This window comes from Hydrogenophaga sp. RWCD_12 (assembly GCF_046604225.1).
In the GTDB taxonomy this organism is placed as follows: Bacteria; Pseudomonadota; Gammaproteobacteria; order Burkholderiales; family Burkholderiaceae_C; genus Hydrogenophaga.
Map to the genome: position 1 here is coordinate 1000346 of NZ_JBKIXC010000001.1, position 17498 is coordinate 1017843.

At 63.4% G+C, this 17498-nt stretch carries 10 protein-coding genes; 8 read left to right on the top strand and 2 right to left on the bottom strand.

The window, feature by feature from the left end; genetic code table 11:
* Positions 1 to 10 precede the first annotated feature (10 nt).
* The 5 genes from ACLIJ1_RS04735 (at position 11) to ACLIJ1_RS04755 (ending at position 9358) form a co-directional block, all read left to right on the top strand.
* Positions 11 to 1900 (top strand): S8 family peptidase, encoded by a 1890-nt coding sequence (locus tag ACLIJ1_RS04735; RefSeq protein ID WP_411364319.1) that lies wholly within the window; start codon positions 11 to 13, stop codon positions 1898 to 1900.
* Between the two features lie 149 nt (positions 1901 to 2049).
* Positions 2050 to 3816, top strand: a complete 1767-nt coding sequence (locus ACLIJ1_RS04740; RefSeq protein ID WP_411364320.1) for a DUF1566 domain-containing protein — start codon at positions 2050 to 2052, stop codon at positions 3814 to 3816.
* 133 nt (positions 3817 to 3949) lie between these two features.
* A complete protein-coding gene (locus tag ACLIJ1_RS04745; RefSeq protein WP_411364321.1) occupies positions 3950 to 5683 on the top strand; it encodes a DUF1566 domain-containing protein in 1734 nt (577 codons plus the stop codon).
* Positions 5664 to 7508 (top strand): DUF1566 domain-containing protein, encoded by a 1845-nt coding sequence (locus ACLIJ1_RS04750; RefSeq protein ID WP_411364322.1) that lies wholly within the window; start codon positions 5664 to 5666, stop codon positions 7506 to 7508. The genes ACLIJ1_RS04745 and ACLIJ1_RS04750 overlap by 20 nt, the downstream gene beginning before the upstream one ends.
* Positions 7509 to 7531: 23 nt before the next feature.
* Positions 7532 to 9358, top strand: coding sequence for a DUF1566 domain-containing protein (locus tag ACLIJ1_RS04755; protein ID WP_411364323.1), 1827 nt, complete (start codon positions 7532 to 7534; stop codon positions 9356 to 9358).
* 43 nt (positions 9359 to 9401) lie between these two features.
* On the opposite strand, the gene ACLIJ1_RS04760 is transcribed toward ACLIJ1_RS04755, so the two are convergent.
* Positions 9402 to 11132: a hybrid sensor histidine kinase/response regulator gene (locus ACLIJ1_RS04760; RefSeq protein WP_411364324.1), complete on the bottom strand. Its 1731-nt coding sequence runs from the start codon at positions 11130 to 11132 to the stop codon at positions 9402 to 9404.
* Between the two features lie 31 nt (positions 11133 to 11163).
* The gene (locus tag ACLIJ1_RS04765; protein ID WP_411364325.1) at positions 11164 to 11793 is read right to left on the bottom strand and encodes a LuxR C-terminal-related transcriptional regulator; all 630 of its coding nucleotides are present in this window, start codon (positions 11791 to 11793) and stop codon (positions 11164 to 11166) included.
* 174 nt (positions 11794 to 11967) lie between these two features.
* Between ACLIJ1_RS04765 and ACLIJ1_RS04770 the strand changes: the two genes are divergently transcribed.
* From ACLIJ1_RS04770 to ACLIJ1_RS04780, 3 genes are all read left to right on the top strand, one after another.
* Entirely contained in the window at positions 11968 to 13683 is a 1716-nt protein-coding gene (locus ACLIJ1_RS04770) for a DUF1566 domain-containing protein (protein ID WP_411364326.1), read from the top strand.
* Positions 13680 to 15473, top strand: a complete 1794-nt coding sequence (locus ACLIJ1_RS04775; protein ID WP_411364327.1) for a DUF1566 domain-containing protein — start codon at positions 13680 to 13682, stop codon at positions 15471 to 15473. Before ACLIJ1_RS04770 ends, ACLIJ1_RS04775 begins: the two co-directional genes overlap by 4 nt.
* A 109-nt stretch (positions 15474 to 15582) precedes the next feature.
* Entirely contained in the window at positions 15583 to 17412 is a 1830-nt protein-coding gene (locus tag ACLIJ1_RS04780) for a DUF1566 domain-containing protein (protein WP_411364328.1), read from the top strand.
* Positions 17413 to 17498 lie beyond the last annotated feature (86 nt).

Consider the following 17498-nt stretch of genomic DNA (forward strand, 5'->3'; position numbering starts at 1 on the left):
CAGGGACCCCATGAATCGACAACTGACTTTCAGGGCTGCGGCCCTGCTCCACGCGCTGCTGGCGTTTTTCTTTTGCTTCACTGCCGTGACCCCGCATGCCGCGGAGCAGGCCAAACCCCCCCGGATCTTCGCCAAAGCGGCGACCGATTCTCCAAAGGTCCGGGGCATCATCATCAAGTACCGCGAGGGAACGACGCTCACCAAGAGCCTGTCCAGCCAGTACGCCGGCCAGAACGCCGCCGGGCTGGGGTTCACCAAGGCCAGTGAGGCCGCCAACCGCCAAGGCATCAGTCTGGCGTTTGAAAAATCCCTGGCCACAGGCGGGCACCTGCTGCGACAGAGCGTGGCGCTCAAGCCCGCGCAGCTGCGCCAGATGATCCAGGAGATCGCGCGGGACCCGGCGGTGGAATACGTGGAGCCCGACGGCATCCGTCGACCGATGGGAATACCCAACGACGCCTACTTCTTGTCGCAGTGGCACCTCCAGAACGTGACGGGCGGAATCAACATGCCCGGCGCCTGGGATTTCGCCAATGGCAGCGGGGTGCGCGTGGCCGTGGTCGATTCCGGTGTGTCGTACCACCCTGATCTCACGCCCAATGTGATCGGCGGTTATGACTTCATTTCCGATCCCTGGATGGCCAACGACGGCAACGGCCGGGACGCGGACCCCAGCGACCCCGGCGACGCCGTGTCCGCCGTGGATTCGTACTGGGAATGCGGCGACGACTATGTGGAATATCCCTCGACCTGGCATGGCACCCATGTCGCCGGGACGGTGGGGGCGGTGACCAACAACGGTGTGGGCGTTTCCGGTGTGGCCTTCGGAGCAAAGGTGGTGCCCATTCGCGTGCTGGGCCGCTGTGGTGGCCAGGTGTCGGACATTGCAGAAGCCGTCATCTGGGCGGCCGGCGGCAGCGTGGCTGGCGTTCCTGCCAACCCCTATCCCGCCAAGGTGATCAACGTCTCTCTGGGCGGGCGGGATGTGTGTTCGGCCACCGAGCAGTCGGCCATCGACACGGTGCGCGGCCTGGGCGCGGTGGTGGTGGTCTCGGCGGGCAACGACAGCGACAACACGGCGTACCACTCCCCCGCCGGTTGCAACGGGGTGATCACCGTGGCGGCCACCACTTCGTCTGGTGCAAAGGCCAGCTTCTCCAACTTCGGGTCGGCGGTCGGACTGGCCGCTCCGGGAGCTTCGATCCTCTCCACCTACAACTACGGATACTGGTCTCCTGGCCTTGCCGACTACGGGTACCTGGGCGGCACATCCATGGCAGCGCCGCATGTCTCCGGCGTCGCGGCGCTGCTGTTGCAGCTGAATCCAGGCTTCACGCCGGACCAAGTGGCGGCACGCCTGAAGCTGGGTTCCACGCCGTTCGCGGGGGCCTGCGCCGCGTGTGGCGCCGGCATCCTGAACGCCTACGGCGCGCTGGTGCCTCCGACCTTCGCCGCAGGGACCGTGTTCCGCTTCTACAACCTGAACACCGGCATGCACCTGTTCACCGGCACGACGGTCGAACGGGATGCGATTCTCGGATCGCTGCCGGCGTACCAGTACGAACGCGCGGCGTTCAAAGTGCAGCCGTCCGCCGGTTCGGGGAGCCTGCCTGTGTACCGCTTCCGGAACGTCACCAACGGCGCCTACTTTTTCACCATCAGTGAAGCGGAGAAGAACCAGGTGCTGGGCACGCCCTGGTACGTCCTGGAGGGCGTGGCCTGGTGGGCCAGAAGCCCCGCATCGCCGGGACTGGGCACCATTCCCCTGCACCGGTTCCGGCACCTGGCGACCGGTTCGCACTTCTACTCGTATTCGGCCGAAGAAGTTGCCAGCATCCTGACCAACCTGTCGCAGGTCTATGTCTACGAAGGCGTTGCGTTCTACGTCTGGCCGCTGTGACCGGTAGGGCCTCCCCCGGGCGGGGGACGCCGTGACCCCATTCCTGGGGTCAAGGGTGGCCGGTGTGACAACAAAAGGGTCTATCGGTCGATTCAGTCCCCCCTGAACATGGGGCGTCCATGTTCTGTGGACGCCAAGGGGGGACATACATGACCACATTCACTTTCCCGAGTTGCCAAGTCGGTGCCCAACGGGGCCTCTGCAAATTTCGGTGCGGCCTGACCGGCCTGCTGATCACCATGCTCGCCGCCTGCGGCGGAGCGGACAACACCGAGAAGCTGTCCAGCGAACGCTCTCCAGAGCCCGAGACCATCGCTGCGCAGCGGGAAGGTGCCCGACTCAACAGCGAAGAGCTGGCACAGATTGCCAAGACTGGGGTCATCCCGAAGGCGTTTTCAGGCCGATCACTCAGCGGTGCCGGAGAGGCCAAGTATTCGGAGGCACGCACCCCGGTTTTCCGCTTCTTCAATACCCGTACCAGCGCCCACTTCTACACCACCAGTACGGTCGAGCGCGACCGGGTGCTCAGCACAGCGCCTTACATGTCGCTGGATGGGCCGGCCTTTGATGCCAGCGGTACCGACATTCCGGGGCTGAGTCCGGTGCACCGCTTCTACAACACCCAGACCGGCGTTCATTTCTACACGATCAGCGAGGCCGAACGCGCACACATTGCGGCCACGCTGCCGCAGTTCACCTACGAAGGCATCGCCTATCACGCCAGTACCTTGCCGGGCACAGGCTACAAGCCTCTGTACCGGTTCTTCTACGCCGCGAAGGGGTTTCACTTCTACACCGCCAGTTCCGCAGAAGCGAACACGATCCAGGCAAGCATGCCCCAATACGTGGCCGAAGGCATTGGCTACTACGTGCTGGACAACGACTGGCAGACGCCGGCTGTACCGCACACCGGGGTCAACAGCGGCCAGTGTTATTCGTCTGGCTTTCCCACCCTGGTTCCCTGCGCAGGCGTCGACGCGACCAACCTCAACTCCCAACAGGACGGGCACCGCAGCGGCATCAACACGATGAGCTTCAGCGGTGTGCCGGTGGGTATCAATATCTTCAACACCTATCCCTACACCAGTTGCGTGAGGGACAACGTGACGGGCCTGGTGTGGGAGGGCAAGGAGGCCAGCGGCGCGCGGTCTGGCACCAACGCTTACTCCAATCTGGGTGTCAACCTTTCAGCCGATACCGGCAGCTACATCGCCGCGGTCAACGCCAGCAAGTTGTGTGGCGTCAACGATTGGCGCCTGCCCACGGCCGAAGAGCTCCAGAGCATCGTGGACTACAGCGCCACCACGGCGGGGGTGTTCAGGCCGGGCATCTTCGTCAACACCCAGTCGGGCGACTACTGGACTGCGACCACGGACGCCGCTGCTGGTGGCAAAGGGTGGTTCGTGGGGTTCAATGCGGGCAATGTCTCCAATGGCGGGTCGCTCACCAACGTGCGCTATGTGCGGCTGGTCCACGGTCCGAAATGGGCAGGGCAGCGCTACATGACATCGACCCAGACCTACGCCGGCGATGCTGCCAACAACGCTGTGATTGACCGCAAGACAGGGCTGACCTGGAGGCGTTGTGTGGAAGGGCAAGCCTGGAACGGCAGCGCATGCGTTGGAACGGCGGGCGGGTTCACCCTGGATCAGGCGTTGGCCCGCGCACGGGACCAGGCGGGGTGGCGCATGCCCAACGCCAAAGAGCTGGTCAGCCTGAACGATCCCGGCCGTGTCAGCCCCGCGCTGGACACCGTTGCGTTCCCTGGGTTGCCCGGTATCAATTCGACGTGGACATCGACTCCCTATGTCCAGGCTTCGTCCAACGCTTGGGCGGTCGATTTCAACCAGGGCTATTTGTTTGGGCTCACGCGGACCAACCTCTCGGCCGTTCGCCTGGTGCGCTCGATCCCTTGAGGATGCGCTGGAGGGATCCATTCACCAGGAGATCGACATGAGAAGAAAATGGTTTGCACGACTCGGAGCCCTCGTGGTCATTGCACAGGCTGTAGCGTTGAGCGCCTGTGGAGGGGCTGATCGGAGCGTCAGCATGTCGGATAGCACCCAAGGCCGTTCGCAATCGGAGCGCAGCGGTCAGGCCGGGGGTGAAGCTGGTGCAAGTGGAGCGCCCGATGCGACGCTCACCGCGCGCAGCCTCGCCCAAGCCGAGGTGGCCGCCAAGACAGCAGACACAGCCACGCCGCTGCAGAGCCTGCTGCCAGGCACCATCGCTTCCAGGCAGGCCTACGCCTTGGGCGATGTGGCGCGCAAGGCGCTCGCACTTCGCATCTCTGTTCACCGTTTCTTCAACAGCCGAACTGCGGCGCACTTCTACACCACCAGCGAGACCGAAAAGGCCAACGTGATCGCCACGATGCCGTTCATGACCTACGACGGCCCGGCGTTTTCGGGCGCGCGCGCCTTCTCGCCGGGGTTGAGCCCTGTGCATCGCTTCTACAACCGGGTCACCGGCGTCCACTTCTACACGATCAGTGAGGCCGAGCGGGCACAGGTCGCCACCACGTTGCCGCAGTACACCTACGAAGGCGTGGCGTACCACGCCAGCCAGGTGGCTGGGCAGGGCCTGGTGCCGCTGTACCGCTTCTTCGTCCCCGGGAAAGGCTTTCACTTCTACACCGCGAGCGAGTCGGAAAAGACCAGCATTCAGGCCAATCTGAGCGCGACATACAGCTACGAGGGCGTTGGCTACTACGTGCTGGACAGCAATTGGACCGCGGAGAAGCTGCCTCACACAGGTATCACCAGCAGCCAGTGCTACATCGCAGGCAGCGACACGCTGGTGGAGTGTTCTCCAAGGGTGCCTCCCTTGGTCCTCACCGCGCTCGATCTCAACCCACAGCAGGACGGTCACCGCGGAAGCGTCAACCCGATGACCTACAGCGCTGTCTACGGAGTCCTCAACGGATTTCTGATCAGATACCCTGAAACCAGTTGTGTGCTGGACAGAGTGACCGGTCTGATCTGGGAAGGCAAGACCACCAGTGGTCTCAGGTCCTGGTCGCACATCTATACCAACACGGGCAGCAACGCTGCCGACGACACCGGCGGCTATGTCGCGGCGGTCAATGCGGAGAGCCTCTGTGGTTACAACGACTGGCGCCTGCCCAGTGCGCAGGAATTGCAGGGGATCGTGGATTACAGCAAGGCCACAGCGCCGAAGATCAACTCCACCTGGTTTCCCAATACCCTGGCGCCCGCGTACTGGAGCGCAGCCGCTGCGCCCGTCAGTTACGCGACCCGTGTGTCGTTCGGTTCGGACGGCGGCGCGTTGTACTCCACTGCGCGCTCCAATGCGCTGGCGGTTCGACTGGTTCGGGGCGCCAGCCCCCTGGGCAGTCCGCGTTTCAGCTACAGCAGTGTGGCCTACCCTGGCGATGCGGCCAACAATCTGGTCAATGACGCGTGGACCGGTTTGCAGTGGCGTCGATGCGTTGAGGGGATGAGCTGGAACGGCGCTGCCTGTACGGGTCCCGAGTCGTGGTGGAGCCACGAGGCGGCGCTCGCTTATGCCAAAGGCAAGGCGGGTTGGCGTTTGCCCAATGTGAAGGAGCTTGGCAGCCTGATGGATCTCCGGCTGGCCGCGCCGCCGTTCATCGACCAGGCGGCTTTTCCCCAGACCGGCTCACTGCTGGGTTCTCAGTCCTCGACGCCCAACCCCAGTGTGGAGAACCCGGCATGGACGGTCTTCTTCGACAACGGAAATGTGCTTTCCGTCGATCGCGTTGCCGAGAACGGGATTCGGCTTGTCCGCATCAATCCTTGATTGGGGCCTCCCGGTATCCAGGCAGGAGAAACACATTTCTAACGACAACCGACGGTTCTATCGCGCCACCCTGGTGTGCGCATTCACCCTGGCGATTGCCGCATGCGGGGGGAGCGACCCTGTCGGTACCTCGGGCAACAACAGCGCAGGTCGCAGGGCGCCGTTGACCCGCTCCGAAACTGGTTCGATTGCTTTGGGTGGCTCGGCGGCCATTGACGTCCCGACCGCAGATGCGATCGCAGCGCAGCAAGAAGGCGCGCGCCTCAACACGCAAGAGTTGGCCCGGATCGCAATGACCGGCGTGTTGCCGAAGGCGTTCCTCGGCAAGTCGCTCAGTGGTGCAACCAAAAGCGCCGCCTCGCCCACCCCGGTCTACCGCTTCTTCAACACCCGCACCAGTGCCCACTTCTTCACCACCAGCGAAACCGAGCGTGCCAACGTGCAGGCCACGCTGCCGTTCATGACGTTTGAGGGCCCCGCGTTTCACAGCAGCAGCACCGCGATCCCGGGCCTGAGCCCGGTGCACCGCTTCTACAACACCCGGACCGGGGTGCACTTCTACACCATCACCGAAAGCGAGCGGGCGCACATCGTCGCCACGCTGCCGCAGTTCAGCTACGAAGGCGTGGCGTACCACGCCAGCACGCTGCCAGGCACCGGCTACACGCCGCTGTACCGCTTTTTCTATGCCGCCAAGGGATTCCACTTCTACACCAACAGCGCGGCGGAGAAGGACCACATCATCGCCACGCTGCCGCAGTACAGCTATGAGGGCATCGGTTACTACGTGCTGGGCGACGACTGGCAGACACCGGCGGTGCCGCACACCGGTACGACCACCAGCCAGTGCTATGCGCCTGGAACAGATGTGCTGGGCGACTGCGACCGGCAAGATATTCTGGATTTCAATGGTCAGCAGGATGGCCACCGAGCAGGCATTCATCCGATGAACTACGGCGGAGTGTTCGGTTTCTCCAATGGCTTCTTGTTTACCTACCCTGCCACCAGTTGTGTGTATGACCGCGAGACGGGGTTGACGTGGGAAGGCAAAGAGGCTGCGGGTCAGCGTGCCGAGACCAACACCTACCTGAGCACGACCGTTGGCAACTATGTGGACCTGGTCAACAGCTTCAACCTCTGTGGGTACAACGACTGGCGTTTACCCAACATCGAAGATCTGCAGGGAATCGTGCACTACGGCAAGACCACCGCGCCCAGCATCGACACCACGTGGTTTCCGAATTCGGTTGGAACGTACTGGGGTAGTTCGATCTCTATGTCCTCGGTTGTTGCCAACTTGCAGCTCTACCTCGGCAACGGATACATCGATTCCGACTTCCATGGAACCGGCATGAGCGCTGTGCGCCTTGTTAGAGGCCGCACCTGGACGGGTCAACGCTATCTGGTGACAACGGTTCCCTACGGCAGTGACGACGCCTATAACGCTGTGATTGATCGCAAGACCGGCTTGGTCTGGCGCCGGTGCCTCGAAGGCCAGAGGTGGGTGGGCAGCAAGACGATGGCTTGCGTCGGTGCAGCGGAACCAGTTACCCATCACTTCGCTCTGGCGCGTGCGACCGGTCAAGACGGCTGGAGATTGCCGAACATCAAGGAGCTCGCCGGATTTGCAGGTTTCAAGCCAACCGGTCCGGTGCTGGGGGTTCCGCCGGTGGTGATGTTTGCTCCCGGCGAAAGCGACTGGTCAGCGACCCCTTTCGCCTCAGATCCGCGGCAAGCCTGGGAGGTCACCATGTCAAATGGAACACTGACACATCTTGAGCGCCATTTCACCCGTACAGTGCGACTTGTGCGTTCGGACCCTTGACGTCCTCGCGCCGGAGTCATCGCATGTTCCCGTCGCAACCGCCCATGTTTTTTCGTCCGATCGCTTCCCGCTGGGCTGCGGTGTTCATGCTGGCGCTGCTTCTCACGGCCTGCGGCGGAGGGCTGGACAGTACCGGCCTCATGTCGACGCAAGCCGACGATCGTTCCACATCGACCAGTTCCTTGCCTGCGAGCTATGCACCGCCAAGCGCGGCGACTGTCTCGGCCCTGCAAGAAGGCGCTCGCCTGAACACGGCCGAGCTGGAAGCCATCGCCAGGACCGGTGTGTTGCCCAACGCGTCTGACGGGCCGCTGCTCGGCGGCGCGGACCCCTCTGCGGCGGCTGCTTCCGCAAAAGCGCAGGGCGTCTTGCGCAAGAGCGCGGCCTCCCGGGTGCCGGTCTACCGCTTCTTCAACACCCGCAACAGCGCGCACTTCTTCACCACCAGCACTGTCGAGCGCGACAACGTCATCGCCACGCTGGCTTTCATGAGCTACGAAGGGCCGGCTTTCTCTGCGAGTGCCACGACGGTTCCCGGCCTGAGCCCGGTGCACCGCTTCTACAACACGCAAACGGGAGTGCATTTCTACACCATCAGCGAGAGCGAGCGGGCACTGGTGGCCTCGACGCTGCCACAGTTCACCTATGAGGGCGTGGCCTACTACGCCAGCACCTTGCCGGGCACCGGCTACACGCCGCTGTACCGTTTTTTCTACACCGCCAAGGGCTTTCACTTCTACACCAACAGTGCAGCGGAGAAAGACACCATCATCGCCACGCTGCCGCAGTACCACTATGAGGGGGTGGGCTACTACGCGTTGGGGGACGACTGGCAGACGCCAGCCATCCCGCACAGTGGCGTTTCCAGCAGCCAGTGTTACCAGGCAGGCAGCTTCGCGCTGGTGAGCTGCAGCAGCACGGGAGCGCTGGCGTTGAACCCGATGCAGGACGGGCATCGCTCCACGATCAACAGGATGAGTTACAGCTTCGTCGGAAACTTTGCTGTGACCAGCTGTGTGAAGGACGATGTTACCGGGCTGATCTGGGAAGGAAAGCGTTCAGGGGGGAGCCGCGACGGCACCTTGACCTATACCCACCTGGGCAACAACGCGGCAAACGACACCAGCGGCTATCTGGCGGCGGTCAACGGCATCAACTTGTGCGGATTCAGCGACTGGCGCCTGCCGACCGTGGAAGAGCTTGAGAGCATTGCGCATTTCGGTGTCGCGGTTTCACCCAGGATCGACACCAATTGGATTCCCAATACCAACACGAGCAACGGCTATTGGACCAGCGATGCAGCCCCCACAGGCGCAGGGGATGGGTATGTCTTTTACTTCATCGACCTGAATCAGGAAGTCCGGTCAAAAACCAGCCCGCGCGCAGTGCGCCTGGTTCGTGGTACGTCCTGGAGCGGGCCGCGCCATGTGATCGCCAGCGCAACCTATGCGGGCGATGCCGCCAACAATGCGGTGATCGACCGCAAGACCGGCGTGATCTGGCGACGGTGCCTGGAAGGCCAGAGCTGGAACGGCAGCGCCTGTACCGGCACCGCGGCCAGCTTTTCGCACGCAGGAGCACTGGACCGGGCTCGAGGCCGGAGCGGCTGGATCTTGCCTGCCATCAGGGAACTTGCCAGTCTCGCGAATCGCGTTCAGTACGACCCCGCACTGGATGCAGCCACCTTGTTCCCGGGCGCGACCGGTGTGAATGCCTGGTCCTCGACGCCGTATGTGACGTCTTCCAACTACGCCTGGGTCGTCAGCTTCACCAATGGACAAACCCAGGTAGCCTCGCGCGATGCGGGCATCGCTGTTCGCTTGATGAGCCTGGCAACGATGCCGTTTTGAAGCGCTATCACGCTTCAACAATCCTGGGGCATGTGTCGACGGATCACGGCCCGGCGTTGGACCTTTCGACCTGCTCCAGATGTGCAGTCAACAACGCACGCAGGCGCAGCGGTCGCACTGGCTTGCTGACCACCGGGAAGTCGGACGGTACTTCTTGCACGTCGTCTCCGGTGAGCAAGGCGGCGAGTCGGGTGGAGGTGTTTTCGCGGGCGTGTCGCAGCACGCTCAGCCCGTCGCCGTCGCCTGGCAGGCGCCAATCACTCAGCACCGCGTCGAAGCTCTCGTGCCTCAGCCGGGCGATGGCGTCGCTGGCGTTGATTTCGGTGGTCGCCTTCATGCCCCAGCCAATGAGCATGGCGTGCAGCGCCTCGCGCACCAGGGCGTTGTCTTCGACCACCAGAATGCGCCACGGCGGCAGCGCGACCGAGCTGGCGCCGGATGCATCCGCCCGGGCAGGGGCTGGCGTTGCGGACGGTGGCTCGCCGCGCGCGACCGACAGCGAGAAGCAGGACCCTTTTCCGTGCGCCGAGCGCACCGATAGCGGGTGGTCCAGCAAACGGGCCAGCCGCTGGACGGTGGCCAGCCCCAGGCCGGTGCCTCGCGACGGATCGCGGGCAGGGTTGTGGAGCTGGGTGAACTCGCCGAAGACCGCATCCAGCCGGTCGTCGGGAATGCCGATACCGGTGTCGAACACCTGCAGCAACAGGAAATTGCCGCGGCGCCGGGCGGCAAACAGGATGCTTCCGCGCTCTGTGTAGCGCACGGCATTGCTCAGCAGGTTCGACAGGATGCGTTCGAGCAGCACCGGGTCGCTCAGCACCCATTCGTCCTGCGTGTGCAGCCTCAGCCGCAGCCCCTTGTCGCGCAACGCGAGGTCGTGCATGCGCGCCACGCGCAGCATCAGCTCGGGCAGGTGGATGGGCTCGACCCCTGCCACCACCTTGCCTGCGTCGAGCCGGGCGATGTCGAGCACGCCCGCGAGCAGGCGGTCCAGCGCATCGATGCATTCACCCATGCGCTCGATCACGTTGGGACTGGTGTCACCCTTGGCCAGGACCGTGTGGTAGAGCGTCAACGCCTGCAGAGGCTGGCGCAAGTCGTGGCTTGCGGCGGCGAAGAAGCGTTGCTTCTCTTCACGGACTTCCTGGGCTTCCATGCGCAGCGACAGCGTTTCTTCAAGCTGCTGGCCGCGATCATGGATGAGTCGGTGCATGACCACAAGAAAGCTGGTGCCGATCATGCCCATGACCCACATGTAGGGCTGCGGACTGATGAACAGCGACACGATGATGGGTCCGACCAGCAAGGGCAGCGCCAGTTTGAGTGTGGGCGCGTGGGACGAGGCGGAAAACGAAAAGCCGATGCAGCTGGACACCATGATCACGGTCAGCGCCAGTTGCCGCGCCGCATTGCCATGGTCGAACAGCAGAATGCCAGCGCTGCCCCAGGCCATCGCGCTGTAGAGCACACGGATCCGGTGCAAGCGAAGCGTGCGGCGGATGGCGTCGGGGTCCGGCCCCGGGTCGCGGGTTCTGAACACCAGGCGCATCGTTTGGCTGAGCGCCGTCAGGCCCAGCCAGATCCCGCCGGCCAGCAGGTGGTCGGGGTATGCGAAATACGCCACCGTCAGCAGGCTGATGGCGGTCTGCCAGACGATCGAGCCCACGGGCACTTTCGCGCTCAGGCGCAACAGTTCCCGCAGGACGCGGGCCCGGTGCTTGTCGAGAATGGCGGGCGATGCGGCTGGCAGGGGCGATCCGGCGCTGTCGGTCATGGGGCGGGCCTGAGATGAACCGGGGCTGCTGCTAGCGCAGCGCGGCCTTGGCGAGCATGACCGCCTGCAGGCGGTTGGTCACCCCCATCTTCTCGAAGATGGCGTCCAGGTGGTTCTTGACCGTGGCCGGCGAGATGCCCATGTTCTGCGCGATCGCCTTGTTGCTCTCGCCGGTGGCCAGCAACTGCAGCACATCCAGCTGGCGCGGTGTCAGCCCGAAGTCCTGCGCGGGCAGGCCGCGCGTGGCCAGGCTGGTGTTGAGGCAGTACACGGTCTCACCGCGGGACAGCTGTCGCAGGGCGTCCAGCAGGGCGCTCATCTCCAGCGACTTGGACAGGAAGGCCACCAGCCCGGCCTCCTTCGCCCGTTGGGGCAGCCGGTCGTCGTCCTCTCCGGAAATCAGTCCGAAGCTGACCATCGGATGGCGGGCCTGCAACTCGCCCACGCACGAGAGCCCGTCGCTGCCGGGCAGCTTGTAGTCGATCAGCACGAGATCGAACCGGTTGGGATCTTCGGCCAGCAAGGCCTTGGCCTGCGGCAGGGTCGCGACCGCCACCACCTCGCAGTCCGGCTCCAGCTTGTTCAGGGCCATCACCAGGCCCTCGCGAAACAGCGGGTGGTCGTCCAGCAGCAGCAGTCGAAAGCTCTTGAGCGTGTCCAAGCGGCATCACCTCGATGGGGTATGAAAGTACAGCTTAACCGGGGAGGGAGAGCATGTTCATAGGCTGTTCGGCCTATTGTCCGGCCCGGTGGGCACGTGTCTCAATGTAAACACGCGTTCGGCTGGTTGCGACAGGGCTGCTCGCGTGCCGTCCAACGCCCGGAGCCCACCGCGATGTTCAAGCCGTTCCCATTTGCCCGCAGCGCAGCAAGGCGTCTGGCCGTGCTGGGGATCGCGTGTTTCCTGGTCGCCTGCGGCGGTGGCGGGCCAGACAGCGCCGAAGCGGTTCGCGAGCCTGCGGAAAAACGCCTTGCCGGGGCTTCGGAAAAGGCCCTGGCCACCCGCATTCCGGTCTACCGCTTCTTCAACACCCGCACAGGCGCCCACTTTTACACCACCAGCGAAGCCGAGAAGGCCGATGTGCTGGCGACCAAGCCGTTCATGACCTACGACGGGCCGGCGTTTTCCGCCGCCAGCGCGTTCTCTCCGGGCCTGAGCCCGGTGCACCGGTTCTACAACACCCGGACCGGCGTGCACTTCTACACCATCAGCGAGACCGAGCGCGCGTCGATCGCCGCGACGCTGCCGCACTTCACTTACGAAGGCGTGGCCTACCACGCCAGCCAGGTCGCCGGGCAGGGCTTGACTCCGCTCTACCGCTTCTTCGTGCCGTCACGGGGCTTCCACTTCTATACGGCCAGTGCGCAGGAGAAGCAGAGCATCCAGAGCACACTGGCGGGCCTCTACACCTACGAAGGCATCGGCTACTACGTGCTCGACAGCCGCTGGCTGCCGGAGAAGCTGCCACACACCGGGATCACCGGCACGCAGTGCTACAAGGCCGACAGCAATGCCTTCGCAGACTGTTTCCCCACGCTCGAGCAGCAGTTGTCCGGACGACCGACCTCGGTCGGCCTCAACGCGCAGCAGGACGGCCGCCGGGGCAGCATCAACCCGATGCGCTACGAGAGGGTGCCGAGCGCCGTGTTGATGAACAGCGACTACGCCGTCACCACCTGCATCAGAGACAGCGTCACAGGCCTCATGTGGGAGGGCAAGACGGCGACCGGAGAGCGGGCCGGGTCCAACCTCTACACCAACGACGGAACCGGCGCGGCCGACGACGCCAGCGGCTACGTGACCAACGTCAACGCGGCAGGCCTTTGCGGCTACAACGACTGGCGCATGCCGACAGCCTTCGAACTGCAGACGCTGCTGGACTACGGCGCTGGATATCCCGCTGGTACCAGCACCTATGACACGTGGTTCCCCAACTCCCGGACGCTCTCCGATGGCATCAGCCTGATCATTTCCTACTGGGCGGTGAAGACACCGAATGCGTACGCACCATTTTTTGTGAGCTTCAACGATGGCTACATCGCGAACTCCACCCTGTCCAACACGTCCAGGAGGTCTGTGCGCCTGGTCAGAGGAGCGCTGCTCAGCGGTACCCGGTTCACCTACAGCAGTGTGCCCTATGGCAGCGACGCGGCCAACAACCTGGTGAACGACGCGCTGAGCGGACTGCAGTGGCGTCGCTGCGCAGAAGGCATGACCTGGACCGGCAGCAGCTGCAGCGGCTCCGCGCTCACCCTCAACCACCAGTCGGCGCTGGCTCGCGCGGGCGGGCAGGCGGGCTGGCGGCTGCCGAACGTCCGGGAACTGGGGAGCCTGGTGGTGCGGCCCACAGGGTTCATCGTGTTTCCGTCGGCCTCCGACTTCACCGACACGATGGCGTTTCCCCAGTCACCCATCGGTACCTTCTGGGCGTCGACCCCGTACGTCAGCAGCCCCCAGCAAGCCTGGACGGTCTCATTTGCAAATGGCGTGGTCGTCTATGGCGACCGTGCCAGCACGCAGGCCGTGCGTCTGGTGCGCACCAACCCTTGATCACCTTGCAAAGGGAACAGATGACCACCTTCTTTGAGATGACTCGGCGGACCTTGGGGGTCATCGCACTGGTCTTGCTGCTTACCGCCTGCGGCGGCGGGCAGGGCAGCAACGGTTCCGCAGAACCGGCCACCCGCAGCGAAGCGTTGAGCGAAGAAGCCACCGTCGCCCTGCAGCAGGAGGGCGCGCGCCTGAACAGCGAAGAGCTGGCGCAGATCGCCAGGACGGGCGTGTTGCCCAAGGCTTTTGAAGGCAAGCTGATCAGCGGAGCCACCGCGAAAGTCGCGGCCACCCGCATCCCGGTCTACCGCTTCTTCAACACGTTGACGCAGGGTCACTTCTATAGCTCCAGCGAGACCGAGAAAGCGACCGTGCTGGCCACGCAGCCGCACATGCACCTGGACGGTACGGCCTTTCACGCCACGATGACCAACGTGCCCGGGCTGAGCCCGGTGCACCGCTTCTACAACACGCAGACCGGGGTGCACTTCTACACCATCACCGAGAGCGAGCGCGCCCACGTCGCCGTCATGCTGCCGCACTACACCTACGAAGGCATCGCCTACTACGCCAGCACGCTGCCCGGGACGGGCTACACCCCGCTGTACCGCTTCTTCTACGCGGCCAGGGGCTACCACTTCTACACCAACAGCGCGGCGGAGAAGGACAGCATCATCGCCACGCTGCCGCAGTACAGCTACGAAGGGATTGGCTACTACGTGCTGGGCGATGACTGGGTGAACCCGGCGGTGCCGCACACGGGCATCACCAGCAGTCAGTGCTACCAGGCGGTAGCGGACGCGCTGGTGTCGTGCACTGGTGCGGCCAATACTCTGAATCCGCAACAAGACGGACACCGCACCGCCGTCAACCCAATGAGCTACAGCGAATTGGTATTCCTTCCAGGTGGTAGCTTCGGTCCGATCAACTACGCCAGGACGGGTTGTGTTCGGGACAACGTGACCGGCTTGGTCTGGGAAGGCAAGACCGATGACGGGGGGCTGCGCGACAAAGACAACCTATACACCAACCAGGGCAATGGCTTGCCGGGCGACACGAGTGGTTACCTCGCTGCCGTCAACGCTGCCAACCTTTGCGGCCATCACGACTGGCGTTTGCCGACTGTGAACGAGCTTCGCGGAATCCTCAAGCATGACATCAACGACAGCTCGATCAGCGTGATCGTTGACTCGACTTGGTTTCCCAACACCCAAGCCGAACGCTACTGGACGGGTGATGCGGATTCGAACGATTCACGGTATGCCTGGTCTGTCAACTTTGGTGCTTCCGGAAGCACCGCTGCGACGCAGTTCCGATCGTCGGGCAATTTTTACTTGCGACTTGTGCGCGGGGCCACCTGGTCTGGGCAACGCTATCTGGTGAATTCCATGGCCTATCCAGGGGACAGTTCAGGCAACGCCGTTCTGGACCGAAAGACCGGGCTGACATGGCGCCGATGCGAAGAGGGGCGCAGCTGGACGGGAACCGCCTGCGCCGGAACACCTTATTCGAGTTCTCATGTCGTGATGCTTGATCAAGCTCGGCAAAGAGCGGGATGGCGTATGCCCAATGCCAAGGAACTCGCCAGTCTGGTGGACCGAACGGTGACGACCGGTGCACGCGTGGACCCGGTGGTATTCCCCGGTGCTGTTCAAAAGTATCTGTGGGCGTCCACGCCCGACACCTTGTACTCCAGCTCCGCAAAGGCCGTCTTCTTTGGGGATGGCACCGAATCATTCCAGGCTCGAGGCCAAGCGCTTACGGCGCGCTTGGTATGGATCGGCCCCTAGCGGGGTTACCCGCTTCCCGCGTCAAGCATTCCCTTCGGCTTCCAGTGCGCGCCGCTGAATGGACGTGGTTGATGTCCCCAGATGAGACGACATCGATAGACGAAATTGCATGAACGACACCATGAATGCGCCCGCCCCATCCCACGCCCCGTTTCTGACCCTCTGGTCCGCGATATTCGCATGCAGCTTTTTGCTTGCCGCCTGCGGTGGCAGCCAGGATAGCGGCGGTCAAGCATCGGCGTCCGTCGCCCGCACTGAAGCGATCGGTACCAGCACCGGCGTCCTTCCGTCCTTCCGCAGCGCAGCGCCCACCGAAGAGACCGTCGCCCTGCAGGAAGAGGGCGCGCGCCTGAACAGCGAAGAGCTGGCGCAGATCGCCAGGACGGGGGTTCTTGCAAAAGCCCTCGAAAGCAAGCTGATCAGCGGAGCCACCACGAAAGTCGCGGCCACCCGCATCCCGGTCTACCGCTTCTTCAACACCCGGACGGGCGCCCACTTCTACACCACTAGCGAAAGCGAGAAGGCCAGCGTGCTCGCCACGATGCCTTTCATGACCTACGACGGTCCGGCCTTTGCCGCAGCAAGCGCGTTCTCGCCTGGGCTGAGCCCTGTGCACCGCTTTTTCAATACGCGCACTGGCGTTCATTTCTACACCATCAACGAAGCCGAACGCGCTTCGATCGCTGCGACGATGCCGTATTACAGCTATGAGGGTGTGGCCTACCATGCCAGCCAGGTGACCGGGCAAGGTTTCACGCCGCTCTACCGCTTTTTCGTGCCGGCGCGCGGCTACCATTTCTACACCTCCAGCCTGGCAGAGAAGCAGAACCTCCAAACCACGCTGAGCGGCACTTACAACTACGAGGGTGTGGGTTACCACGTGCTGGCCAGCAACTGGCGCGCGGAGAAATTGCCGCATACCGGCGTGACCGGTTCCCAGTGCTACAGGGAGGGCGACAACGCCATGGTGGCCTGCAGTGGCATTGCGATCGCTGCGGCGCTTCTGAATTCCCAGCAGGACGGGCACCGCACGGCCATCAATCCGATGAGCTACAGCGAAGTGGTGTATCTCCCGGGCGGCACCTTCGGTCCGATCAACTATTCCAGGACCAGTTGTGTGCGGGACAACGTCACCGGTCTGGTATGGGAAGGCAAAACGGACGACGGTGGAGCGAGGGACAAGGACAACACCTATACCAACCTGGGCAACAACGCAGTCACCGATGCCAGCGGTTACGTCGCAGCGGTCAATGCTGGCAACCTGTGCGGCTTCAACGATTGGAGGTTGCCGTCCGTGCTGGAACTGCAGACGATCGTGGACTACGGCAAGCCCGTCGTTGGTCCGTCCATTGATACCACCTGGTTTCCAAACACAGCGCCTACCTTCTACGCTTCATCCGACCTCTCAGGCGCCACTGACATGCAGGTGTATTTTTGGGGTGATGGCGGGTGGACCTACCTCGGCCCAAGGAGCGAGGCGAAATCGGTGCGGCTGGTGCGAGGAAGCATGCTCAGCGGTCCACGCTATTCGCCAGGCACCGTTGCGTATGCGGGCGATGCGGCAAACAACCTTGTCAACGACGCGCTCTCTGGTTTGCAATGGCGCCGCTGCGTCGAGGGTATGAGCTGGACAGGCAGCGGGTGTGTGGGAACACCGCAGGCGTTCACCCATGAAGAGGCGCTGGTTCATGCACGAAACCAGACCGGATGGCGACTGCCCAACATCAAGGAGCTGGGCAGCCTTGTGGATCGGAGTGTGACCTCCGGTACACGTATCGATTCCCTTGCGTTTCCGCAGGCCCCCCAAAGACTGTGGACATCCTCACCTTATGTGGGAAATCCCGTTGGAGCATGGGTCGTGCAGTTCGCCAACGGCGCTCTGGGCAGCGAGCTGCGCAGTTTCCGAAATGCAGTTCGTCTGGTTCGCACCAACCCGTAAAGCAACCCTGCTCGCTGGATGTTTTTTCCTGAGGAAACAAGGTCATGAATTCAACAGACACAGCTTTTTGCAGGTATGCCGCACGT

What these genes read in the sequence shown, in the direction of transcription:
- ACLIJ1_RS04735 (WP_411364319.1), top strand. Translation starts at nt 11, where the DNA reads ATGAATCGACAACTGACTTTCAGGGCTGCGGCCCTGCTCCACGCGCTG.
- ACLIJ1_RS04740 (WP_411364320.1), top strand. Translation starts at nt 2,050, where the DNA reads ATGACCACATTCACTTTCCCGAGTTGCCAAGTCGGTGCCCAACGGGGC.
- ACLIJ1_RS04745 (WP_411364321.1), top strand. Translation starts at nt 3,950, where the DNA reads ATGTCGGATAGCACCCAAGGCCGTTCGCAATCGGAGCGCAGCGGTCAG.
- ACLIJ1_RS04755 (WP_411364323.1), top strand. Translation starts at nt 7,532, where the DNA reads ATGTTCCCGTCGCAACCGCCCATGTTTTTTCGTCCGATCGCTTCCCGC.
- ACLIJ1_RS04760 (WP_411364324.1), bottom strand. Translation starts at nt 11,132, where the DNA reads ATGACCGACAGCGCCGGATCGCCCCTGCCAGCCGCATCGCCCGCCATT.
- ACLIJ1_RS04770 (WP_411364326.1), top strand. Translation starts at nt 11,968, where the DNA reads ATGTTCAAGCCGTTCCCATTTGCCCGCAGCGCAGCAAGGCGTCTGGCC.
- ACLIJ1_RS04780 (WP_411364328.1), top strand. Translation starts at nt 15,583, where the DNA reads ATGAACGACACCATGAATGCGCCCGCCCCATCCCACGCCCCGTTTCTG.